Annotated in this window: 22 protein-coding genes; 11 read left to right on the top strand and 11 right to left on the bottom strand. The window is 56.2% G+C overall.

Annotated elements, in window-relative coordinates:
- Positions 1 to 2 precede the first annotated feature (2 nt).
- The 3 genes from MUY35_RS17170 (at position 3) to MUY35_RS09040 (ending at position 3,316) form a co-directional block, all read left to right on the top strand.
- Positions 3 to 1,241, top strand: a complete 1,239-nt coding sequence (locus MUY35_RS17170) for a glycosyltransferase family 4 protein (protein ID WP_248366215.1) — start codon at positions 3 to 5, stop codon at positions 1,239 to 1,241.
- A gap of 52 nt (positions 1,242 to 1,293) precedes the next feature.
- Entirely contained in the window at positions 1,294 to 2,295 is a 1,002-nt protein-coding gene (locus tag MUY35_RS09045; protein ID WP_248366212.1) for a hypothetical protein, read from the top strand.
- Positions 2,296 to 2,377: 82 nt separating this feature from the next.
- Positions 2,378 to 3,316: an NAD-dependent epimerase/dehydratase family protein gene (locus MUY35_RS09040; protein WP_248366209.1), complete on the top strand. Its 939-nt coding sequence runs from the start codon at positions 2,378 to 2,380 to the stop codon at positions 3,314 to 3,316.
- 59 nt (positions 3,317 to 3,375) lie between these two features.
- Here MUY35_RS09040 and MUY35_RS09035 read toward each other — a convergent pair whose 3' ends face one another.
- Positions 3,376 to 4,173: an ABC transporter permease gene (locus MUY35_RS09035; RefSeq protein ID WP_248366206.1), complete on the bottom strand. Its 798-nt coding sequence runs from the start codon at positions 4,171 to 4,173 to the stop codon at positions 3,376 to 3,378.
- A gap of 377 nt (positions 4,174 to 4,550) precedes the next feature.
- Here MUY35_RS09035 and MUY35_RS09030 point away from each other — a divergent pair, with 377 nt between their 5' ends.
- The 3 genes from MUY35_RS09030 to MUY35_RS09020 all read left to right on the top strand — a co-directional run bounded on the left by MUY35_RS09030 (position 4,551) and on the right by MUY35_RS09020 (position 7,686).
- Entirely contained in the window at positions 4,551 to 5,585 is a 1,035-nt protein-coding gene (locus tag MUY35_RS09030; protein WP_248366203.1) for a sugar transporter, read from the top strand.
- Complete coding sequence (locus tag MUY35_RS09025) at positions 5,585 to 6,265, top strand: ABC transporter ATP-binding protein (RefSeq protein ID WP_248366200.1); 681 nt, start codon at positions 5,585 to 5,587, stop codon at positions 6,263 to 6,265. The genes MUY35_RS09030 and MUY35_RS09025 overlap by 1 nt, the downstream gene beginning before the upstream one ends.
- Before the next feature lie 320 nt (positions 6,266 to 6,585).
- Positions 6,586 to 7,686, top strand: a complete 1,101-nt coding sequence (locus MUY35_RS09020) for a polysaccharide biosynthesis/export family protein (protein ID WP_248366197.1) — start codon at positions 6,586 to 6,588, stop codon at positions 7,684 to 7,686.
- A gap of 39 nt (positions 7,687 to 7,725) precedes the next feature.
- Here the strand turns inward: MUY35_RS09020 and MUY35_RS09015 are convergent, their stop codons facing one another.
- Positions 7,726 to 8,634 (bottom strand): rhodanese-related sulfurtransferase, encoded by a 909-nt coding sequence (locus tag MUY35_RS09015; RefSeq protein ID WP_248366194.1) that lies wholly within the window; start codon positions 8,632 to 8,634, stop codon positions 7,726 to 7,728.
- A gap of 100 nt (positions 8,635 to 8,734) precedes the next feature.
- Here MUY35_RS09015 and pncA point away from each other — a divergent pair, with 100 nt between their 5' ends.
- Together pncA and pncB are read left to right on the top strand one after the other, a co-directional pair.
- A complete protein-coding gene (pncA, locus tag MUY35_RS09010; RefSeq protein WP_248366191.1) occupies positions 8,735 to 9,343 on the top strand; it encodes a bifunctional nicotinamidase/pyrazinamidase in 609 nt (202 codons plus the stop codon).
- Positions 9,344 to 10,636 (top strand): nicotinate phosphoribosyltransferase, encoded by a 1,293-nt coding sequence (gene pncB, locus MUY35_RS09005; protein ID WP_248366188.1) that lies wholly within the window; start codon positions 9,344 to 9,346, stop codon positions 10,634 to 10,636.
- Positions 10,637 to 10,658: 22 nt separating this feature from the next.
- Here pncB and MUY35_RS09000 read toward each other — a convergent pair whose 3' ends face one another.
- The 8 genes from MUY35_RS09000 to MUY35_RS08965 form a co-directional block, all read right to left on the bottom strand.
- Positions 10,659 to 11,600 carry a phosphotransferase gene (locus MUY35_RS09000; RefSeq protein WP_248366172.1) on the bottom strand — a complete coding sequence of 314 codons (942 nt, stop codon included), beginning with the start codon at positions 11,598 to 11,600 and terminating at the stop codon, positions 10,659 to 10,661.
- A complete protein-coding gene (locus MUY35_RS08995; protein WP_248366169.1) occupies positions 11,597 to 12,874 on the bottom strand; it encodes an aminotransferase class III-fold pyridoxal phosphate-dependent enzyme in 1,278 nt (425 codons plus the stop codon). The genes MUY35_RS09000 and MUY35_RS08995 overlap by 4 nt, the downstream gene beginning before the upstream one ends.
- Positions 12,875 to 12,892: 18 nt before the next feature.
- The gene (gene arfB, locus MUY35_RS08990; RefSeq protein WP_248366166.1) at positions 12,893 to 13,312 is read right to left on the bottom strand and encodes an alternative ribosome rescue aminoacyl-tRNA hydrolase ArfB; all 420 of its coding nucleotides are present in this window, start codon (positions 13,310 to 13,312) and stop codon (positions 12,893 to 12,895) included.
- A gap of 281 nt (positions 13,313 to 13,593) precedes the next feature.
- Complete coding sequence (locus tag MUY35_RS08985; protein WP_248366150.1) at positions 13,594 to 14,214, bottom strand: queuosine precursor transporter; 621 nt, start codon at positions 14,212 to 14,214, stop codon at positions 13,594 to 13,596.
- 71 nt (positions 14,215 to 14,285) lie between these two features.
- Entirely contained in the window at positions 14,286 to 15,233 is a 948-nt protein-coding gene (locus tag MUY35_RS08980; RefSeq protein WP_248366143.1) for an esterase-like activity of phytase family protein, read from the bottom strand.
- Positions 15,206 to 16,051 carry a penicillin-insensitive murein endopeptidase gene (mepA, locus tag MUY35_RS08975; protein ID WP_248367227.1) on the bottom strand — a complete coding sequence of 282 codons (846 nt, stop codon included), beginning with the start codon at positions 16,049 to 16,051 and terminating at the stop codon, positions 15,206 to 15,208. Before mepA ends, MUY35_RS08980 begins: the two co-directional genes overlap by 28 nt.
- 59 nt (positions 16,052 to 16,110) lie before the next feature.
- Positions 16,111 to 17,475: an MFS transporter gene (locus MUY35_RS08970; protein ID WP_248366140.1), complete on the bottom strand. Its 1,365-nt coding sequence runs from the start codon at positions 17,473 to 17,475 to the stop codon at positions 16,111 to 16,113.
- Between the two features lie 56 nt (positions 17,476 to 17,531).
- Complete coding sequence (locus MUY35_RS08965) at positions 17,532 to 18,062, bottom strand: thioesterase family protein (RefSeq protein WP_248366137.1); 531 nt, start codon at positions 18,060 to 18,062, stop codon at positions 17,532 to 17,534.
- Between the two features lie 126 nt (positions 18,063 to 18,188).
- Between MUY35_RS08965 and MUY35_RS08960 the strand changes: the two genes are divergently transcribed.
- From MUY35_RS08960 to yaaA, 3 genes are read left to right on the top strand one after another with little or no spacing between them, the layout of a single operon-like run.
- Complete coding sequence (locus MUY35_RS08960; protein ID WP_248366118.1) at positions 18,189 to 18,476, top strand: YggT family protein; 288 nt, start codon at positions 18,189 to 18,191, stop codon at positions 18,474 to 18,476.
- 60 nt (positions 18,477 to 18,536) lie between these two features.
- On the top strand, positions 18,537 to 20,585 hold the full coding sequence (recQ, locus tag MUY35_RS08955; protein WP_248366115.1) for a DNA helicase RecQ: 2,049 nt from the start codon (positions 18,537 to 18,539) through the stop codon (positions 20,583 to 20,585).
- Position 20,586: 1 nt separating this feature from the next.
- Positions 20,587 to 21,348 carry a peroxide stress protein YaaA gene (gene yaaA / locus MUY35_RS08950; RefSeq protein WP_248366098.1) on the top strand — a complete coding sequence of 254 codons (762 nt, stop codon included), beginning with the start codon at positions 20,587 to 20,589 and terminating at the stop codon, positions 21,346 to 21,348.
- On the opposite strand, the gene MUY35_RS08945 is transcribed toward yaaA, so the two are convergent.
- On the bottom strand, positions 21,345 to 23,567 hold the full coding sequence (locus tag MUY35_RS08945; RefSeq protein ID WP_248366095.1) for an ATP-binding protein: 2,223 nt from the start codon (positions 23,565 to 23,567) through the stop codon (positions 21,345 to 21,347). The genes yaaA and MUY35_RS08945 overlap by 4 nt on opposite strands.
- Positions 23,568 to 23,622 lie beyond the last annotated feature (55 nt).

Raw genomic sequence — 23,622 nt, 5'->3', positions numbered from 1 at the left:
TGGTGAACATTCGTAATGCCGCCGAAAAATTTGCCCGCATTGCCAAGCAACACGGCCTGAAAAGCGCCGTTGTCGCCGTGCATCGCAGGTTGGTGCATGGTGAATCGAACGTGCAAACCGGGAAGTCTGGGAAAATCGACTTCATCAGTAGCTACGATAGCATTTTAGGCGAAGCGCATGGTCAGTCCGATGGCGCGGAAAATGTTGCTGAGAATACGATACAATGGGTCATTCCGAACTTCGGATTTGGGTCCGGCGGGCATCTGAATATTTTTAGATTCATCAATATGCTGGCCGAACGTGGTTTTGACCAACGGCTCGTCATACTGCCCCCCTATAATTGGAAGTCGCCCGACCAAGCGCGCGCTGCAGTCAAAGAATGGTATTTTCCGGTGAACGCGGAAATCGCGCTGGGCGTGGAAGGCTTTCAACCCTCTGCGGTCACATTTGCCACGGGCTGGCAGACCGCCTATTGGGTGTCAAAACACAGAGCAAGCAAAGAGAAGTTCTATTTCGTTCAGGACTTCGAGCCGTATTTTTTCCCGGTTTCATCTGAGTATGTGATGAGCGAAAACACCTATAAACTGGGTCTGAAAGCCATCACGGCTGGGTCGTGGCTTTCTGACAAGCTTTCGTCTGAATATGGCATGAAGTGCGGTGCAGTTTCCTTCGGCGTCGATAATGATTTCTACTTTCCATACGAGCCTCGCGAGCGGAAGACTTTCAACATTCTGTTCTATTCACGCCATGTAACCCCACGGCGGTTCTTTGAAATTGGACTGACGGCCCTGTCGCGCGTTTGCGCGGCCAATCCGAACGTTTCTGTCACGTTCGTCGGCGGCGATGTCAGTGGTGTCGAAATCCCTTTCAAGCACGTAAATTGTGGCGAGCAGAAACTTGAGGCCCTTCCTGATCTATATTCGCAGAGCGATCTGGCGCTGGTTCTTTCCGGAACCAACCTATCGCTCCTGCCGCTTGAGATTGCGGCGTGCGGGTGCCCGGTGATCATGAATGACTCGCCCTCCGCCCGGTGGCTGTTGCCTGAGGATGCAGCGACATATGCTCCGATTGATCCCGAGTTGATGGCTCAGGAAATCCTGAAGCTGGTTAATGATGCGGACCTGCGCGCAAAGAAAGCTGCCCGAGCGCGTGAAATCGCGTTGGCCTCTTCTTGGGACGCAGAAGGTGACAGGTTTGTCGAGCTTCTGAACCAGCTGCGAACAGAAAAAGGGAGTGCGTGAATTGGCCAAAAAACTCGCTCTGGTTTTAGGTATGCACAGGTCTGGAACATCGATGACCATGCAGGCCTTGGCGTCCATTGGAGGGAAGGCTGGCGGCGCGATGATTGCCGGCGATGATCACAACAAAAAGGGTTATTGGGAAGCATCCGAAGTGGTGGCTTTTCATGACGCGCTTCTGAACGAACTGGGTCGGAGTTGGGGGACGCCCGAACACATTATCCCTGTTCCTGAAGATTGGTTTTCTTCAAAGGCTGCTGACCAGGCGCAATCGAAAGTCGGCGCAATTCTGGAGGAACGTCTTTCGGGCCTCGAAGACGGCGAACTTCTTGCAATCAAAGACCCCCGCATGTCGCTGTTTCTTCCACTGTGGGTGAATGCAGCCACGCAGCTTTCGATCAAGCCGCGTGCGATTGTCTGCCTGCGCCATCCGGAATCTGTCGCAAGAAGCCTGCAAAAACGTGACCAAACGAGCCGCGAGATGTGCTTTTCCATGTGGTTGACTTATACGGTCGCAAGTCTTGCATATACGCAAGACGTGCCTCTGTTCCTAAGCCAATATCAGGACTGGAACAAAGACACTGCGGGAAATATGAAACGCCTATCCGAATTTGTGGGGCTGGAAACTCAATCAACGGAAAACCCATTTGATCGGGGAATGGCAAACAGCATGGAAGCTGGGCCAACCGGGAATTCATTGGTTGACGGCTGGTGGGACGAACTATCAATAATCTCGCACGCGAGCGACCTGCCAACAGAACTTTTCGACCGCGCAAGGGGACATGTTAACAGCTCTCAGCAAATGCTGAGTTTGGCAGCGGCCATACGGGCCGAAGTCGGAGACACGCCCACATTCGTCGCCAAACGCGACCTTGAATCTTACCGGACTGGTTTTGCTGACCTTTTGCAAAAGCACAAACAGCTGGGCGAAGAGCGCGACGCACTTGCAGCCCGCGCGATAGAGCTTCATGACTCCCACGAGTCATTGGCAGACTTGTATTCAAAGGTTCCCCGCCCGATCCGATGGATAACGCGACATCGCAAAACACGTCGTTGACATTGGTCTGCGGCGCACGCGTTATGGCGTTGCGCGGTCTTGAGCAACGAGGCCGCTTTGACAACTATTCCCGGTGAGGCTCATGGCGACATCTACAGTATTGGTTATTGGCGGCAGTGGGTTCATTGGAAAAAATCTGGTCGAACAGCTGCTCAAAGATGGCGCACAGGTGCGGTCCCTTGATCTTGGGCCAAGTGGGATTGCGCATGACCGTCTTTCGACTTGGTCGGGAAGCTTCTTGCAGACTGAACTATTGAACGAAGTGATGATGGGCGTGGAATGTGTCTATCATCTTGCGGCCACAGCAATGCCGCGCGAGGCGGACCTGAACCCCCATCGAGATTGCCTTGATAACGTTGGCGGCACCTTGGGTGTTCTGGATGCAGCACTTGGGGCAGGGGTTAAGCGGGTGGTGTTCTCGTCTTCCGGCGGCACCGTTTACGGACCGACAGATAGTGTGCCCATCAAAGAAGATCAGCCAACGCATCCGATCAATGCATATGGTGTGTCCAAACTAGCGTGTGAAAAATATCTCAGGCTTTACGATGGTCGTATGGGAAAGGAAGGTCCTCTTTCCACGGTCTCGCTGCGCATCGCAAATCCATATGGTCTGCATCAGAACATCAGTAAAGCGCAGGGCGCGCTTACGACTTTCTGCGCAAGGGCGGCTGCAGATGAACCCATTTCGATTTGGGGGGACGGCGAAGTCCAGCGAGATTTCATAAACGTTAGTGACGTCGCGCGTGCGCTCATTGCCGCGGGAATGTCCGATGTTTCCGGCCTTGAGATCAACATTGGCTCAGGTAAGGGTACGTCTTTGAATGCCCTGATTAAAGAGATCGAGGCTGTTCTGGGTCACCCGATCAACTGCGAATATCTGCCCGCGCGGTCAATCGACGTAAAGCGCAATTATCTGGATATCTCAAAGGCTGAGAATTTGTTGAACTGGCGCCCCGAGGTCAAGCTTCAGGACGGCATTCGACAATTGCTGGATGGGTTTCGCGGGCGCATAACGCAATAGCCGAGCCGTAAAACCTGGGTCGCATATCCAGCGGATTGATTGCCCCGGACTTCCAATCGTCACTGATTGTTCAGGATCTCGCGGTGATAGCGGCCCAAAAAGATAAGGCCAAGCAGCACCAGCACCATTGCCGTTCCGTAGACAAAGAGCGGGTTCACCCATGTCGCGTCGTAGGTCGCATAAAACCCGGTCCGCATCTCGCCGATCACGTGAACCAGCGGGTTGTACATAAGATATCCGCGGAATGGTTGCGGCAGGCTTTCTGGGATGAAGAAGATCGAAGAAATGATGAAAAGTGGTCGGTTGATGATCACCCACAACCTTTCCCAAAGTGGGTATTTGGACAACACAAAGCAGTTGAAAACACCTACGCCAAGGCCAATTGAAAGCGCCATGCACAACGCGTTCACGATCGCAGGATAGTACAGAATATTCCCAGTTTCAAAAATGGTCATAATACCAAAAATCAACAGGTAAAAGACCATAAGGTGCGTCAACCCGTTCAGTAAGAAACGTCCAATGATCGCGTCCAGATAGGTCACTGACGGGTAAAAAAGCAAAGCGCGCGAAAAGCGAATTGATTGACTGATCTTACTCGCAAGGTCAGCGTACATCATGAACGGCAAAAAACCCGTGGCATAGAATAGTGGGAAATTGTTACCCAACGCAGGCGATGCGAACGCCAACGAGAAGGCCAGTGTCATGATGGCCAGACCACCCATCGGCTCTAACACAGCCCAAGCATAACCGCCGGGGGTGCGACCATGAGTTGTTGCCATCTCACGCAAGACGAGCGCTAGGATAGTGCGCCCGGTTTTGTAATTGCGGGCATGCAGCCCTTTCGCCGAAAAACTCATTCCTTCTCTTGACCGGAAAGGATCGCGCTTCGCAAGCAGAATTATCAGTGCATCAGCGGCCGATGTGGCCCTTTTCTAAGCGATTGTATCAGTGTAAGGATCGGCAATGTCGCAGAATAGTGGATATGATCTTGAACGATAACACGTCAAAGCCAGAGCTGTCCTTTACCTCTCAGCGCGATAATACAAAGCAGAACATTGCTAAGGAGGATAAAGAGCCTGAAAAACCGCAGGACTCTTCGGCGACGCCGGCTATTGCGACGCCACCCAAACCAACGCCGTTCGCACAAAGGCCGCTGGCCAAACCTGCCAGGCTAAAGTCTCGTCATCGTCGAATTATTATCAGCTTTTTTCTGGCAGTCCTCACGCCGATTCTGGTGACGACGTGGTATATGTATGCGCGTGCCAAGGATCAGTATGTGTCCTATGTGGCGTTTTCAGTCCGGTCTGAAGATATCAGTTCCGCTCTGGATGTTTTCGGAGGCCTTGGCGCATTTGGCTCTGGTGGCTCTGAAGATACTGACATTCTTTATGAATTCATTCAAAGCCGCGAACTTGTGCATTCCGCCGACGCAGAGCTTAACCTGCGCGAAATCTACTCGGCATCGCACGACGTTGACCCCGTATTTTCGTTTGATCAAAACGGTACAATTGAAGACCTGTCAGATTATTGGAAGAGAATGGTGAAAATCTTCTATGACAGCGGAACCGGCTTGATTGAACTCAGGGTTCATGCGTTCAGCCCGGAAGATGCCAAGAAAATTTCTGAATACATTTTCACCAGAAGCTCGGCGATGATCAACGAGCTAAGCGCTGTTGCGCGATCAGACGCGACACGTTACGCACGCGAAGAACTTGATAGATCGGTTGGGCGTCTGCGCGTTGCGCGCCAAGCCGTCACGGAGTTTAGATCGCGCAATCAAATCGTCGACCCAGCTGCTGAAATCGGCGCGCAGACCGGATTGCTGACCGCATTGCAGGCGAAACTGTCAGATGCGTTGATCGCTTACGACCTGCTAAAAGAAAGTGCAGGCGACAACGACCCGCGCCAGGAACAGGCTCTTCTGCGCATCGAAGTGATCCGCCAGCGAATTGACGAAGAACGTCAAAAGTATACCAGCAGCGATACCGAAGGGCGGGACTTTTCCTCGCTGGTTGGCGAGTATGAGGGCTTGGCCGTAGATCGAGAATTTGCGGAACAGACCTATTTGGCGGCCTTGGCGTCTTACGACTCGGCACTCACAGAAGCGCAGCGCAAAAGCCGTTACCTTGCCGCATATATCAAGCCCACACTTGCGGAGCGCGCAGAATACCCAAAACGCATGACCATAATCATGCTGATCGGCGGTTTTTTGTTCTTCGCGTGGGCGATTGGCACCCTTATCTACTATGCGATTAAGGATCGCCGTTGATGATCGAAGTCCGCGACCTTTGGAAAACTTACTATGTGAAAGGGGAACCCAAGTCGGTTGCGCGTGGGCTCAACCTCTCTTTTCCATCGCGCGGGTCGGTCGGGCTGTTCGGGCGCAACGGGGCTGGGAAATCCACTCTGTTAAGAATGATCGCAGGATCCGAAGATCCCGATAGCGGTGACATTATTTCGGACGGAACGATATCGTGGCCGGTTGGATTTGCCGGAAGTTTTCACGGCGAACTGACGGGCGCACAAAACGTGCGATTTGTCGGACGCGTTTACGGCGTCGACACCGATGACCTTGTCGAATACGTCCGAGAATTTGCCGGACTCGGTGCCCATTTCAATGCCCGATTTCAAACCTATTCTTCGGGTATGAGATCCCGATTGGCTTTTGGATTGTCGATGGGCATCAAATTCGACACTTACTTGGTCGACGAAGTCACCTCTGTCGGCGATGCGGCGTTTCGTGAGCGCAGCACCAGCCTCCTGCAAGAGCGGATCAACGAAAGTGCCGCCATCATCGTGTCTCACTCGATGCCTTTGATGAAAAAACTCTGCAACAAGGGGATCGTTATGATCAACGGGCACGCTAAGCTGTTTGATGAAATCGACGAAGCCATTGAAACGCACGAAGCTGCGATGAAAGGTGCGACGCCAGATTGGGCCCAAGCTTGAGCGACGACCTTGCTTTTTAGGCACGTGCGCTGCGCTGTATTACTGTTACCTCAAAGTTCTGCGTGCCGGTCTTCAGCGAAATTCATCGCCCCCTTTGCTCGCTCACATACAAAAACTTAGTGAGAGGTGGAAATGTAGGCGGCCGTTAACCAATTGGAATAATTAGACCAATTTGACTTAAGATGGTGATGTGCAGCGCTGGTGTCCAAGGTGCATCAGGGCACGAGATATTGTAGTAATTGCTTGTTCTGTCTGGCCGGAATCAATAGTGTCGCGCTCACTGCTCGATCTGTGTAGTAGCCGTTTTTAGGGACACCGACATGCGTTTTGTTATCATCGCTATCTCAGTTCTTGTATTGGCAAGCTGTGGCTTGCCCAGAGGCGGCGCTATCCAGAACGAAGTTATCGGGAAAGAAGCTCAGAAAAAGTCGGATATTGCTGTTTATCGGGTATCGCGCGAAACGCTGTCGTCTATTTCCCATTGGCCTAAGCCAAGCACCAGCTCATCCTGTTCCTGGCTGAAAAGAGGCACACCCGCCGCCGAAAAACCAATCCGTCCGTTTGACCGCGTGGACGTTGTTGTTTGGGACAGCGAAGAGAACTCGCTGCTGACGTCAGCCGGGCAGAACACCGTTCGTATGCAGGACATGCAGGTATCGGCCGCCGGTACCATTTTCCTGCCGTTCGTGGGAACCGTGCATATTGCCGGTTTGCCACATTCTGCCGCACGCTCGCGCGTGCAACGCAAGTACGAAGAGGTGATCCCAAGCGCGCAGGTGCAACTAAATGTCAAACAGGGCACACGCGGCACCATTTCCATGATCTCTGGTGTAACTCGCCCCGGACCAATTGTGGTTGATGACCCGAATTTCACTTTGCTTAACGCAATTTCGGCAGCGGGTGGCCCCTCTGCTCAGATCCCAAACCCTCAGCTAAAACTGATCCGGGGAAGCAATACCTATTGTCGCCCTCTGGAAAGCGTGCTCGGCAACCCGCAATATGACGCGTTGTTGTTACCGGGCGATAAAGTCGCGATTGAGAATGATGACCGATATTTCCGCTCGCTGGGTGCGGCGAGCCGCGAGGCCATTGTGCCGTTTGAAACAGCGGAGGTTTCTGCGCTAGACGCGATGTCCTTGATCGGCGGACTGACCGATACGCGCGCCAACCCGAAGGGAATTCTTATTCTCAGGGAATATTCACCAAAAGCAGTCCGTGCGGATTCGTCTGGCCCAAGCAATGCGCGGAGTGTTTTTGTCATTGACCTGACCACGGCGGACGGATTGTTCAGTGCCGGTAAATTCCCGATACACCATCAAGATACTGTGTTGGTCACGGAAAGCTCGGTCGCATCAGCAACGCTGTTGCTTGGCTTGATCCGTCAGCTGACCGGCGCTGCATTTGATGCCAGCCGTCTTTAAGCAGGCCTGACACCACGCTGAACGGTTGGCTGGATGGCGCTATGTTTCGCGTCCAAGGTGGCGTTCGCCCCGTGATCTGGACAATGCGATCTGTTTCTGGCGCTCTCTGAATCGTTCGCGTCGGGCATCGTCGAATTCATCAATGCACTGGTGACAACTCACGCCATCCTCGTATTTGGGGCGGGTCTTGTCATCAGGTAGAATTGGCCGTCGGCAGGCGTGACAAAGTTCGTGCGGGCCTTCGGCAAGGCCGTGCTCGACGGATACGCGATTGTCAAAAACGAAGCACGCACCGTCCCACTTACTGTCGTCGGCAGGCACGTCTTCAAGATATTGCAGAATTCCACCCTTAAGGTGATAGACGTCGTCGACCCCCTGACTGATTAGGAAATTGGTCGACTTCTCACAGCGAATGCCACCGGTGCAAAACATCGCAACGCGCTTGTTGTGGAAGCGGTCCTTGTTCTTGTCCCACCACGCGGGGAACTCGCGGAACGTCTTGGTTTTCGGATCAACCGCGCCTTCAAACGTGCCGATGGCAACCTCGTAATCATTGCGGGTGTCGATCACCACCACATCGTCTTGGCTGATCAGATCGTTCCAGTCCTCAGGAGTAACATAACGCCCGACCGAGGCGCGGGGGTCCACGTCGGGAACGCCCATCGTCACGATCTCTTTCTTCAGGCGCACCTTCATCTTGCCGAAAGGCTGGTCCTGCGCGGTGGATTCTTTCCACGACAGGTCCGCACATCCGGGCAGGGCGCGGATGTGCGCCAGGATCGCGTCAATGCCCGCGCGTGATCCGGCGATCGTGCCATTGATGCCTTCCCGCGCTAGCAGAAGCGATCCGGTGATCCCTTCGCGCTGTGCAACCTCAAGCAACGGGGCTTGCAGGGCGGCCGGGTTGTCGAAACGGGTGAAGTGATAAAGTGCAGCGATTGTATACATAGACGCGGCATACGCCCATGTTTTCAAAGGATCAAGACCGCCAATTGCTTGACCCGCCCGAATGCGATCCTTACCCATTAAGTTTAACGGAGGATCGCCCATGCGTGATGCAAACGAAGCCCTGATCGTGATCGATGTGCAAAATGACTTCTGTCCGGGCGGTGCGCTGGCTGTCGCTGGCGGTAACGAGATCGTTCCATTGATCAACGAGATGTTGCCAGAATTTCAGGTCAAGGTGTTCACGCAGGATTGGCACCCGGCGGGCCACAGCTCGTTTGCATCCTCTCATGATGGGAAAGAGCCCTATCAGACCGCCGAAATGCCTTACGGCACGCAGGTTCTTTGGCCCGATCACTGTATTCAGGGCAGCGTGGGGGCAAGGTTTCACGACGATCTGCATCGGGACAGGGCTGATTTGATCATCCGTAAAGGGTTCCGGGCCGAGATCGACAGCTATTCAGCCTTCTTTGAAAATGACCAAACCACGCCCACCGGGCTGGAAGGGTATCTGCGCACGCGCGGGGTTGAGAAGTTGACCCTTGTTGGGCTGGCCACCGATTTCTGTGTGGCATATTCGGCCATCGACGGCGCGCGCCTTGGGTTTGATGTGAACGTGCTGGAACAGGCGTGCCGTGCGATTGACCTTAATGGGTCACTGGACGCTGCCCGCAGCGATATGCGCGCCGCAGGCGTGACGTTGGAGGCATAGATGCCCGATATTGCAACCCGGGTTTACAACCATCACTGGAAGATTGACCCAATCGTGCGATCCTTGATCGACACGGACTTCTATAAACTTCTGATGTGCCAATCGGTGTTTCGCAACAAGCCAGACACTCAGGTGACCTTTAGCCTGATCAATCGCACCAAATCCGTGCCGCTGGCCGATCTGGTCGACGAAGGCGAGCTGCGCGAGCAGTTGGACCATATCCGCTCGCTCAGCCTGACACGCGGGGAAAGCACTTGGCTGCGCGGCAACACGTTCTATGGCAAACGCCAGATGTTCCGATCGGATTTCATGGAATGGTTCGAAGGGATGCGCCTGCCGCCCTATCATCTGGAGCGGGTTGGCGATCAATACGAACTGACCTTCGAAGGGACGTGGCCCGAGGTCATGATGTGGGAAATTCCCGCCTTGGCGGTGTTGATGGAGCTTCGGGGCCGCGCAGTGCTGCGCGACATGGGCAAGTTTGAACTTCAGGTCTTGTATGCCCGCGCGATGACCCGGATTTGGGAAAAGATCGAACGTCTGCGAGAACTTGACGATCTCCGGTTGGCCGATTTCGGCACCCGCCGCCGTCACAGCTATATGTGGCAGGATTGGTGTGTGCAGGCGATGATGGAAGGTCTGGGGGATCGTTTTGTCGGCACCTCGAACTGCTCCATCGCGATGAAACGCGATATCGAGGCGATAGGCACAAATGCGCATGAACTTCCCATGGTCTATGCCGCGCTGGCTGACGGAGACGAAGCACTGGCGCGTGCGCCCTATGATGTGCTGGCGGACTGGCACGAAGAACATGACGGCAATCTGCGGATCATCCTGCCGGACACCTATGGCACGCAGGGTTTTCTGGATCATGCGCCCGATTGGCTGGCCGGTTGGACGGGTATCCGGGTCGACAGCGGTGATCCCGCCACCGGGGCTGAAATCGCCATCAAATGGTGGAAGGAACGCGGCGAGGATCCGACCCAGAAAATGGTCATCTTTTCGGATGGTTTAGATACGGACAAGATCATAGAACTGCATCAACAATTCGCGGGTCGTGTGCGCACCAGCTTTGGTTGGGGCACACTTCTGACCAACGATTTCCGGGGGCTCGTGCCGGGGGATAAGCTGGCGCCATTCTCGCTGGTGTGCAAAGCGGTTGAGGCGAATGGGCGCGCCACCGTGAAGCTGTCAGACAATCCCAGAAAGGCGATGGGTCCGGCGGATGAGCTTGCCCGTTACAAACGTGTCTTTGGGGTGGGCGAACAGCCGCAGATGGACGTTATCGTCTAGATGCTGCACGGGCCGGATTAACCTATGCGCCCAGAAACGCCCGCGCTGCCCTAACGGCTTTTTCCGCATACTCTCTGACTGCCGGGCTTTCTGCCGGATTGCGCGGCACAGCCCAACCCATCGACGCAAAGCGGCGCATCATGATGAACATCGGCAGCAACGCTTCGGCCTGATCCGAGAACGCACGATGCGCGCGATAGCCAGCGATGGCAGCGTCGCGAATGGCGTCGGCGGCGGGTTCATCCTCGTTCTGGGTCATCATCACGGCCAGATCATAGATACGGAACCCGAAGCCCGCATCGTCGAAGTCGATCAGGGTCAGATCACCATTATGGACAAAGATGTTTTCGCGCAGGGCGTCGGCGTGGATCAGGCCGAAATCGGCGCCATCTTTGGCAAAAGCGGTTGCTATGTTATGGGCCACCGCGCGGGCGCGCAGAACCAGTGCGCGATCTTCGTCAGACAGCGCGGGGCTTTCCCAGAACTTGCCCCAGAAGGGCGTATCGCCAAGAAGGCCCGGAATGTCCCAACGGTGGCGATCAAACCCATCCGGAAGGGTCATCTGGTCGGTCAAGTTGTGCAGCGTTGCAAGTTCGCCCCCGACCTTGCGATACAGCGCGACCTGCTCGGCTTTGGACCCGGTTAAAGGCACGCCGCCTTCGCCGATGGGTGCGCCGTCCACCCACGTCACAACGGTCGCGATTTGTCCTGCGCCCAGATCGGCAACGGTGTCGCCGGATAGCGTCGGGATAGGGGCGGGCACGCGCATCCCTGCTGCCGCCAGCCCTGCCATCCAGTCCAACTCAGACCGGATCGCGGCTTTGCTTTGATAACCCGGACGGTGCAGACGCAGCGCGGCGGGGCGGCCGCCCACCCGAACCTCGTGCACCACGTTCTCGCGGTCCTTGATCATACGGATGTCTTGTGCGCCCCATGCTTCCAGCGCCTGTTTCAGCGCGCTCATATCGGCAGCGCCTTCAAGGCTGTGTCAAGCGTTTCAACCAGCAGATCGGCCTGCGCGCGGTCGAAACACATGGGCGGGCGGATCTTGATGCCGTGATAATGACGGCCGACCGAGTGCAACAGAACCGCCCTATGCCGCATGTCGTCCACCAGTGCCGCGCAGAAATCGGCGGCGGCTGCGGTGTCGCCATCTTTTGCGAACTCGACCCCCAAAAACAGCCCGGCTCCGCGCACATCGGCGATCATCGGATGATCCAGCTGTCCCAGCAGGCCAAGTGCATAGTCGCCCGTATCGCGGGCGTTTTCGACAAGGTTTTCTTCCTCCAGCACATCCAACACCGCCATCGCAGCGGCGGCCGAGACAGGGTTGCCGCCAAATGTGTTGAAATAACCGAACCGGGTGCGGAACTCGGCCATGATCTCGGGCCGGGTCACGACCGCCGCGACGGGGTGGCCGTTGCCCATCGGTTTGCCCATCGTCACGATGTCAGGCACCAGCCCGATCCGTTCGTGTCCCCAAAAATTCCGCCCCGTGCGGCCAAAGCCCGGCTGCACCTCGTCCGCGATGATAATGCCGCCCGCACGGCGCACCACGTCAACGGTGGGGTCAAGGAAGCCGTGAGGCAGGTCGGGAAAGCCCTCATTGGCGAAGAAGGGGCACAGGATCAGTGTGCCGAACCCGTGGCCATCAGCCTCCAGCGTATCAATGGCGGTCTGGATTTCATCCGCGAAGGCCTGCGCCTGAGCTTCAAGGCTGCCGCTAAGCGGCGCGATCGCATCGGGCGAAGGCACTTTCCTGACCCAATCCACCGCCCCGCCTATGGGCGTTTTCTTGGCAGACAGATGAGACACCAGGTCGGTGTTCCCGTGATAGGTATTGTCGGTGCAGATGATCCCCGTTTTGCCGGTCACGGCGCGCCCCATGCGCAGGGCGATGTCGTTCGCCTCGGACCCCGTGCAGACCATGATCATCGCGTCCAGATCGTGATCCATTGTGCTGGTCAGGCGTTCCCCGTAGTCCAAGATGCCCTCGTGCAGATAACGGGTGTGGGTGTTCAGCGTGGAGGCTTGGCGGGAGATCGCCTCGACCACTTTCGGATGGGCGTGGCCGACATGCGGCACGTTGTTATAGCAATCCAGAAACTTGCGTCCGTCCGCGTCCCACAGCCACGCACCTTCACCGCGCATGATATGGACGGGGTCGGCATAGAAGGTCGTCATATTCGGCCCAAGAAGCCGTTCACGACGTTTCAGAATAGTGGCAGTGTCCGACATTTTGCGGCTCCGGTCAGGTTAGTCTTCGTCGATACGCCCGCGCAGAGCTTTGACTTGGCCCCGACGGGTTTTGCTTTCAAGTCGGCGTTTCTTTGACCCCAATGTCGGCTTGGTCGCAATGCGTCTTTTTGGGGCCACCAGCGCGCGGCGGATCATCTCGGCTAGGCGGTTTTGTGCAATCTCGCGGTTGCGCGCCTGACTGCGTGTATCCTCGGCTCGGATAATTATGGCACCGTCGAGGGTCCATTTCCGACCTGCAATCCTTTTCAGGCGCGTCTTCACGGGTTGTGTCAGGCTGGGGGATCGCGCGGCTTCGAACCGCAGTTCGACAGCGGTCGACACTTTGTTGACGTTCTGCCCGCCGGGGCCAGAACTGCGGGTGAAACTTTCACTCAGCTCCCAATCTTGCAGGGCGATATCGTCGGTCACGCGGATCATGGGCATACCCTAGCGAATTGAATCCAGCACGGAAATCACAAAAGAAAAGGGCCGCCCGCTTTGGGACGACCCTCTCGAGAATTAAGGAGGTGGGACCGGTTAGACCGCCGGTAAGGCTGGGCCAAAAAGGGTCCGCATTTCCCACCGGGGGCTGCCCCGGAAAGTCGCGACCTAGATTGTCCCGGCACCTCTCTCCGTTGTATCTCTTGACATGGACACCTCCTTTCTCGCTGTTTCTATATCTAGGAGGTTGCCACAGATTTTGCGTTTGTCAAAACTTTTCACGCAGGATTTGGTGAAAGTTTCGTGACAATGAGGCGAAATGGAACCAGCGCGAATAGTGCAAGCGCCAGTTTTACAAGCCAATCGGCCACAGCAAGCGACATCCAAAGCGGCACCTCGGGTCCTACGCCGATCAACGGCAAAACTTCGCCAGCCCAGCTGACGTCATTGGCAGGCTCTAGGAATGTAAGACTTGCCGAGAACGCGATCGTGAAGAAAATCGCCGTGTCGACTGAGCCACCAATGATGGTGCTTACAACCGGCGCACGCCACCATTTCCCATCGCGCAGACGATCAAATATCGCCACGTCCAGAAGCTGTGCGGTCAGGAAGGCCATACCCGAACCGATGGCGATGCGCAGGGTCACCAGCGGGCCGAATTCGCCCATGATCTGTGTGCCGATGAAGCTACAGATTACGCCAGTGACGAACCCGGCAAACACCACCTTACGCGCCGATGCGGCGCCATAGACGCGGTTCATCACATCCGTCACAAGAAAGGCCAGCGGATAGGTGAAAGCCCCCCATGTCAGCCATTGGCCGAACAGATGTTGCACAAGAATGTTAGAGGCCACGACAATGGCGGCCATGACGATCACGCCGGGAAGGATACGTTTCATCTGTTGATCCGTTTTAACAAGGTTGCGGAGACTTGGTCCCTGCAGGTCAGGAACGCGCTGCGCTTAACCCCTCATTGTGTTTTGGTCAAGTGGTCTGTTTTGGCGCTGGCACTGTCGGGGACCACGTATTCCACGATCTCTGTCACCTGAAAGAACATGAAGTTATCGTCCGAGATCATGGTCAGGCGGATCAGCCCGTCTTGATCTCGCCAAACCGCCAGCCCCTCAAGATTGTCGTGCGCGCCGACCTTGCTTTGCAGCAGAATGGTTTCGTTGGTCAGGCTATCGGGTGCAATGTCGAACCGGCGCACGCGGTTGGTAAAGCCAAGGACGCTTCCAAGGTGACGTTCCAACACATAAAGGCGGCCATCTGGTCCAATATCTGCGCCAACCGGCAAAAACGGTCGGTGACGCGGGATCGTAAACTGAGTGTCCCATGTCTTTGATCCCGGTCGCAACCGATACAACGTATGCGGGTTGTTTTGCTTATCCGACCCTTCGGGAATCATGAAAAGCGTGCCGTCAGGGTGGATCGCCAATGCCTCTTGCGCCGAATTTCCAGCCATCCTTTTGGTGGCTGGGTTGTCTGGAATGTCTTGGCCTTTTGCCTGTCCCCGCACATATTTTGTGATGCGATGGGCAACTTCGAAGCTGACATATACATCGCCATTGGGCGACACCGCCAGACCCTCACTGTCTGTCCAGGCCCCCCTGAGCGCGATACCCCGTGGCGATGTCAGCTTCTTCAGCTTGCTATGCGCAACCTTGGTGATCACACCGCTTTCACGCAGGAGCTTGCCGCGAGTGATGTGACCACGATCAGTCAGCGCAACGAAGGTCGCGCCATCATCGCTGACTTCAATTCCCGAAAAGCCCCCAAACGCGGTGTCATCACCGCCATACCACCGCGTGGCGGACACAAGTTTCGCCTCGGACACGGTTTGCGCCCCAAGATCAACGGCAAATAGTGCGACAAGTGCCGCCAGCGCGCCTAGCGCGAAGACAAGACGGAACGGCATTGGTTGGGTAAGTCCCTTAGCGTCAATTCTCGACGCGGCTTGCTGGGTGTCGGTGGCGCAGGTGGCTGCGGTTTGGGATTAAGGATTTCATTGGCCCAGTTCGCTGCATCCTGACAGCCATCGCCGGGCGGAGGAGGGGCTTGATCGACGCAACCGCGCATCCCCTTCGGACAATTTAGCCGCACATGGAAGTGATAATGATGGCCCCACCATGGACGGATTTTACGCAGCCATTTGCGGTTGCCTTTTTCGTCGTTACACATCTGAACTTTGGCGCCGGGAAATACGAAAATTCGCGCGACGCGAGGATCTTTGGCGGCAGTCTTTAGAATGGCATGATGCGCGCGCGTCCATGATTTGTTGACAAACGCACCTTTGGCGCGCCGCATCGAAATGGACGAAAGGTTTTCGCGCGCATTCACCGACAGGTTCAATCGCTTGGCAGGCAACATCCAGATATCGGCATCCAGCCCGATCTGATGTGACCGGTGGCCGCTTAGCATCGGGCCGCCACGCGGCTGGCTCATGTCACCAATATAAAGCCCGTTCCAGCCGGGCTGCTTTGCCGCTTTGCGTGACAGGCCCTTAACGAAGTCAATCAGTTCTGGATGACCCCAGTTTCGGTTGCGTGACAAGCGCATCGCCTGCCATGTGGGGCCGGATTGGGGCAGCTGCGCGCCGCCCGCGAGACATCCTTTTGCATAGGACCCAAGGGGAGTTGATTTCTGTGCCGACCCGGCCCGCGCCGCGCCAAACAATTGCTTTGCCGCTGTTTCGGCGGTTGCATTGTCGGGGGCAGTCAACGTAGCCGCAAACATCAAAGCGCCCATCGCAATCAATTTTCGAATGAATTTTTTGAACATAGACCTGCTACCCTTCACTGCTCGCCCTCTGGTTTAACCCAGATCAGAAGAAAAAGCCCTAACGCAAACAACCCGATCAGCGGAGACACGCCGAGCCGCGCACTGCCCGTCATCGTCGTGAACCAAGCGATCAGGGCAGGTGCCATGAATGACGTCGCACGACCCGACAACCCATATAGGCCGAAACTTTCTGTCGGCGCTTCGGGGTCCACATGGCGCACCATCATTGACCGACTGGCTGATTGCAATGTGCCGCCCATGCCACCGATCAACATGCCGCATCCGAAAAAGATGATGTCGGGAAGGTTTGATCCGTCGGGCAGGGGAATGCCAAAGATCGCCTCGCGAGTCATGTTCACGATCAGGAAGCAAACCGTCATCAGAACCAGCACTGAACCGATGATGACGGGTTTCGGGCCGCGCTTCTTGTCAACACGCCCACCCAGCCAACTGAACAGCGCCGCCGCAATGCCTGAGATGATGCCAAAGACGCCAATCAGAACGATGGGCCAGTTTAGAACAAGGCTCGCGTACACCCCGCCAAATCCATAAAGCCCATTCAACGCGTCTCGATAAAACATTGAACTGCCCAGATAGGCCGCAAGGCTTTTCTTGTACCTCAACCCCCGGATGGTACGATCCAGAATGGCGAACGCACCCGACAGGCTGTGCTTGGAACCACGTTTGGGTCTGTCCTTGACCCACAAGGCATAGGGGATCATGAAAACGATGAACCAAAGCGCTACAAACGGGCCAACAAACCGCGTGCCTTCTCGCGCTTCGGCATCCAGCAAGCCCAGACCCGGCGCGAGGCCAATCAACGTCTTGCCGTTAGGTTGTTCGACGAACAGGGTCAACATGATCGCCAGCGCAACCAGCCCGCCGACATAGCCGAACGCAAATCCCGAGCCGGAAATCTCGCCCACCTCGTCTTGATCAGCCAGACTGGGAAGTTGAGAGTTGGTGAAAACCAGCGCGAATTCAGCGCCAATGAAGCCAATGCCAAACATCAGGATCATGGCCCACATGTTCGACCCATCGGGCTGTGTCCACCACAAGGACGCAGCGCCAATCACATAAAGAAGGCCAAAGAACGCGACCCAAGGGCGCACACGCCCGGCAGTGTCAGCCAAAGCTCCCATGATCGGTGCGCCAAATCCGACGATCAGGCCAGCAGCGGCCAACCCCCATGACCAGATACTTTGCGCCTTCGCGTCGGCGGCAAGTTCTGGCAGCCCCTGGCCCATAAAGAACTCGGTCGCGACGGCGGCGAAGAAGGGGCCAAAGATGAAGGTCAATATCAGGGTGTGGTAGGGTTGGCTGGCCCAGTCGAACCAATACCAGCCCCAGATACGCCTGCGCGTCGAAATCTCTGCCATGCCTACTCCCTGTTTGAAGTGATCAAACAGGGAAATCTAAGCGCGGGCAAGCGTTCTCATGCCTCGGGTGGCCAGGGGCGCTGGGCTTCGGCGTCGATCCAAGCCTGCACCCATTGCGGCAACACTGGTGGCGGGCCGCCATACCCCAGCGCTTCGACCACGCGGGCGGTGGGCACGATGCCGTTGCGATCCGTCACCGCTGAGCGATAGACAATCTGGTTCGCACACTCGCCGTGCAGCCACATACTTTGCTCGACATAAATGAATCTATCGCCCCAGCCGACAACACGGCTGCGCATTTCGAACCTGACAAAGGTGCGAATCCGCTTGCGATATCGAACGGAAGCCCCTGCCATGGTCAAACCCCAGCGGTTCTTGATCAGCATTCGGCTAAGCCCTGTGCGTCCCGCCAGCGGAATGCGCCCTAGGTCATAAAGTGTGAGCGTCCGCCCATTGTTCAGCTCGCGCCACAGGTCGATGTCCCACGGCCAGCACATATGATGGCTGACATGGGTGCCGGTGATCGGCAGGGGCTTGGCCCGCGCGTTTATGATCAGGTCTTTGGTCATGCGGATGAACGGATACATGGCGGCTCCTTCAGGATGTGGCTGACCTGCCCTTGGCCCCGGCAAACGTCAACCGAAACCGCGCGTCACCCTTGCCCTGCGTGGCAACCTTCCCTAGATGGAACGGACAACCCAGAAGGAGCCCACATGCAGTCCTTGTTTCAAATCCTGATGTTGATCGTGGATATCGCCTGGTTCATCTTGATCGCGCATATCGTGATGTCCTGGCTGATTAATTTTCAGGTCCTGAACCTGCGGCAACATATTGTGGCGCAGGTCTGGTATGGCCTGAACCGAGTGTTGGAGCCGGTGTATTCCCGCATCCGTGGGTTCCTGCCGCAAATGGGTGGGCTGGACTTCGCGCCGCTGGTTGCGTTGATCGCGCTTTATGCGATCCGGATTATTCTGATTAAGAACGCGTCTGCATTCTACTAAGCCCCTTGTTCCGAGCGGTCGCGCATGGGAATGTGCCCTCAAAATAACGAGCAGCACAGAATGCCCCGCGATCTGGACCTTTTGAAATCCGTTTTTGGATTCGATGAATTTCGCCCCGGACAGGCCGAGATTGTCGAAGCCGTTTCGCTTGGCGAAAACACTTTGGCGATCATGCCGACGGGCGGCGGCAAGTCGCTGTGTTTTCAACTGCCTGCGCTGATCCGTGACGGTGTGACGGTCGTCATATCGCCTTTGATTGCCCTGATGCGTGATCAGGTGCGGGCGCTTCAGGCAGCTGGCGTGACTGCAGGTGCGCTCACTTCGGGCAACACGCAGGAAGAAACCGATGCCGTTTTTGATGCCTTGTCACGCGGCGAATTGAAGCTGCTGTACATGGCGCCCGAGCGGTTGGCGTCGGGCGGCACGTTGAACCTGCTACGGAGCGCTGGCGTCACGATGATCGCCGTCGATGAAGCGCATTGTGTCAGCCAGTGGGGCCACGATTTCCGCCCCGACTATCTGCGGATCGGAGAGCTTCGTCGCACGTTGGATGTGCCCTTGGCCGCCTTCACCGCGACGGCAGACGAAGAAACCCGCGTCGAAATAATCCAAAAACTGTTTGATCAGGCGACGCCGCGCACCTTTCTTCACGGCTTCGACCGTCCGAACATTCATCTGGCGTTCGCTGCCAAAGACAGCCCACGCAATCAAATATTGGCGTTTGCAGCCGCGCGGAAAGGACAGTCAGGTATTGTCTATTCCGCGACCCGCGCGCGCACCGAAACCTTGGCCAAGGCGCTGCGCGATGCGGGCCACCCGGCGGTATATTATCACGGCGGAATGGACGCCGAAGACCGGCGCGAGGTTGAACGGCAGTTTCAGCAAGAAGACGGGCTGATCGTTGTTGCGACTGTGGCCTTTGGCATGGGCGTCGACAAACCAGATATCCGCTGGGTCGCCCATTCCGACCTGCCAAAGTCGATCGAGTCCTATTATCAGGAAATCGGTCGTGCCGGTCGCGATGGCGCGCCCGCCGATACGCTGACGCTGTTTGGCGCGGACGACATCCGGCTTAGGCGCTCGCAGATTGACGAAGGGCTTGCCCCCGCCGAACGTCGTGGTGCCGACCATGGCCGCCTGAATGCGCTTTTGGGTTTGGCCGAGGCACATGGCTGCCGTCGCCAGCAACTCCTGACCTATTTCGGGGAAACAACCGCGCCTTGCGGCAATTGCGATCTGTGCACCACGCCGCCCGATCTGTTCGACGGGACGGTCGATGTGATGAAGGCGCTGTCAGCAATTCTGCGTACGGGCGAGTATTTCGGGTCTGGTCACCTGATCGACATTCTTCGCGGCACGATGACCGACCGCGTTCGCGACCGGGGCCATGACGGCCTGCCCACCTTTGGCGTCGGCAAAGATCACGACAAACGCATGTGGCAGGCGATTTTTCGGCAAATGTTGGGCCTTGATCTGGTGCGGCCAGACCCCGAACGCCACGGCGCATTGCGGATCACCGAAAAAGCGCACCCGGTTTTGCGCGGCGAAGCGCAGGTTGAATTGCGTCGCGACACGTTGAAAAGCACGTCGCGACGACCGGCGGCCAAGATGATGGTGTCGGACGAAGACGCACCCTTGCTGTCCGCCCTGAAAGCCAAGCGACGCGCACTGGCCGAGGCGGCGCGCGTTCCGGCCTATGTGGTCTTCAACGATAAAACCTTGATCGAAATGGCCGAGAAACGGCCCGCCGATCTGGATGAAATGGCGGGGATCGGCGGGGTTGGGGCGAAGAAGCTGGAAAGCTATGGTCACGCGTTTCTTGAGGTGATCGCGGGTGAGGCCCCTGCCGACCTGCACCCGCAGCGGCGCAAGCTTGCAGGGCGCGCAGCAGGCGGGGTATTTGACCAGTTGCATGTCATCGCAACGGATTTGGCCCGTGGCGAAGATGGCACAGGCAAATACTTAACCGTGACCGCTGCCACGTTGCGCCAGATTGCTGAACGAAAGCCTATGAGTATTGCCGAGTTGGGCCGAATTCAGGGAATGAACCAACAAAAAGCGGATCGGTTCGGTGCCGCTTTCATTGACGCGCTAACAGAGGGGGCCTGACATGTTGGTTGTTGTCTCTCCAGCCAAGCGGCTGGACGAAAAACCTACGAAACCGCCCGAAGGAACGCGACCCGTTTTCAAGACCCAAGCGATGCTTCTGGCCGATACTGCACGGGATTTGTCGAGCAAAGACTTGCAACGGCTCATGCACATTTCGCCAGCGTTGGGTGCGTTGAATGTCGAACGGTTTTCGGCTTTCGGAACCGGCGCTGGCGAAAAACCGGCGATCCAGATGTTTGCAGGCGATACCTATGCCGGGCTGGATGCCGCAAGTCTGGACGATGACGAGCTGCGCTATGCCCAAGACCACCTTTCCATCCTGTCGGGTCTCTATGGTTTGCTACGCCCCATGGATCAGATCGCTCCGCATCGGTTAGAGATGGGCACGCGCATGAAAAACCCATGCGGCAAGAACCTGTATGAGTTCTGGGGCGACAGCATTGCGACTGAATTGACACAGCGGGCCAAAGCCACGTCCAGCGACATCTTGGTCAATTGCGCCTCGGTCGAATATTTTTCTGCAGTTGATTTGCAGGCGCTTGATCTGCGGGTCATCACGCCGCAGTTTTTGGACACGAAAGCCGGTCAGCCCAAAGTGATCAGCTTCTTTGCCAAGAAAGCGCGGGGCGCGATGGCGCGGTTTATTGTGCAAAATCGCGTGCGCGACCCTGAGGCCCTGAAAAGTTTTGATCTTGGCGGATATAAGCATCGACCTGACATGAGCGACGGCGACGACTGGGTTTTCCTGCGCGACGAGGGCTAGCAGCAATTTCCCGGCAAGGGGCAGCGTGCGTCGTCTGGGCAGTTTGCCAGGATTTCGTGCAGGATTTCCGGCTTCTTCAACGGTTTTGTCAGATGTTGATCCAACCCGTGTGCCAAGATTTCCCGATCATCGCCAGTCAACGCATGGGCGGTCAGGGCAACGACGCGAGTTTTATCCATACCCTGATCCTGCTCAAGCGTTCGGATGCGTCGCGTGGCTTCCTTTCCATCCATTTCTGGCATCGAAATATCCATAAAAATGATATCAGGCTGGAAGTCCAAGAAGGCTTCAACCGCTTCGATCCCGTTATTGGCAAACCGCAGGTCCATATCCAGTTCTTTCAAAAGCTTTGTGAAGACGAGTTGGTTTGTCTTGTTATCCTCGGCGGCGAGGATGCGCATCTTTCGAAAACCGGATCGATCAGCTTTGGACAGCAATAATGGCGCATCGGAACCAGCTTCCAACATGTCGGCGGATTTGTTAGACGAGTGCGTGCCGACTTGATTGATGATCTCGAACACCGTGCTGCGAATTAATGGCATCTGCAAGACACGCGTCGCAAGGGCGGCGTCTTGGCTCTGCTTGGCTGCTGTCGAATGCGGGGCCGTCAGAAAATAAATCGGCGCGGTTGGGTTCTGACTGCGGAAGGTTTGGATCAAGCACTGGTCGCCCCGATTTCGGGCTTTGGCGCTGCATTGTTCATCTACCAATATCAGATATGCGTCGCGTACCAACGCTGCATCAGTGTTCAACGGATCAAACAAAGCAGTGCGCAGCCCCGTCGCTTCCAGTCGTTTTTCCAAAATGGCGCGGTTCAAGCGGTCTTCCATAGCCAAAACAACCGTGCCCGGGTTTTGGGGTAATTTCGGCGGCTCGACGGTTTCTTCTACTGGAAGGGTGATGTGAAATCCGAAACAGGATCCAACATCCTCTTGGCTTTCGACCCAAATTTCGCCCCTCATCAGTTCGACCAGTTGGCTGGTGATCGCAAGGCCAAGACCAGTGCCTTCGAACTTGCGGTTGCGTTCGGTGTCGACCTGATTGAATTCGCCAAAGATGTGACTTTGCATGTCTTCGGGTATGCCGATGCCGCTGTCTTCGACGGTGATGTGAACTTTTTGTTCATCACACTCACCCAATGGCAGCCCGATGGCGCGCACCAGCACATGCCCCTCTGACGTGAACTTGACCGCGTTTCCGATCAGGTTGGTCAGAATTTGGCGTATTCGCACGACATCGCCAAGGAACTTCGACGGCATGAACAGGTCGAAATCCAGAATTAACTGGATGCCCTTTTCTTGTGCTGCGGGCTGCAACAGGGTCACGACATCCAAAATCACCCGCTCCAGATCGAACGGCTCGGGTTGAAGGGTCATTTTGGCAGCTTCGATTTTTGAATAATCGAGCACATCATTGATGATGGTCAGAAGGGCCTCGCCTGACTGCCGGATCGTATTTACAAACAAGCGTTGCTCATCATCCAGATCGCCGTCGGCCATGATCTCGGCCATCGACACAACACCGTTCATCGGTGTGCGAATCTCGTGGCTCATATTAGCGAGGAACGCGGATTTGGCACGGTTCGCGGCTTCCGCCCGATGTCGCGCATCGCTGAGTTCTGCCTGATATTTGATTGTTTCGGTGATGTTCAGCCCAAGGCTGACCATATCACCATCGCGCGACCGGCGGTCGACCAGTTTGATATGGGTTCCGTCCCACAGCCGCAGCACGACGGGGTCACATGACGGCGCACGCCAGCGGTCCAGCATCATATCACGCCAAGCAAGTGGGCGCATGTCGCCAATATCTACAATCCCTTCATCCGTCGCGATGTGCAGGATGTCGGTATAGGGAATGCCGGGGGTCACGCAACTTAACCCATCAAAGGGCTCAAGATAGGCGCTGTTGGCGGCGATCATCTTGTCGTTTTGATCAAAAACCGCAAACCCATCTTCGATGGTTTCCAGCGAATCCCATAGACGGCGCTTGGCGATGACAACTTCTTTGTTGGCCCTTTCCAAGTCTGCGCGCACTTGCGAGTTTTCGCCCTTGATCTCTTCCACCGCGACGCGAGTTTCCATGATTTCGTCCGAGAGGGTCAGCGCGTGTTTCGACAGCACCCGATTCGCGTTTGTCAGTTCGGCTTGCTTCTGGGCTAAAAGCCGTTCTGCGGCCATTCTGGCCCGCCGTTCCTGCGCAAGTATGTCTTCGATCTTCATTCCCGGTTCTCCGGTCCCGTGTTCAATGTGACTCAGCATTGCGGAACAGGGTGAA

Origin of the sequence: Aliiroseovarius sp. S1339 (assembly GCF_023195695.1) — a bacterium.
Lineage (GTDB): Bacteria > Pseudomonadota > Alphaproteobacteria > Rhodobacterales > Rhodobacteraceae > Aliiroseovarius.
The sequence above is the reverse complement of the archived record's forward strand: the minus strand, read 5'-3'. Positions and strand labels throughout refer to the sequence as shown.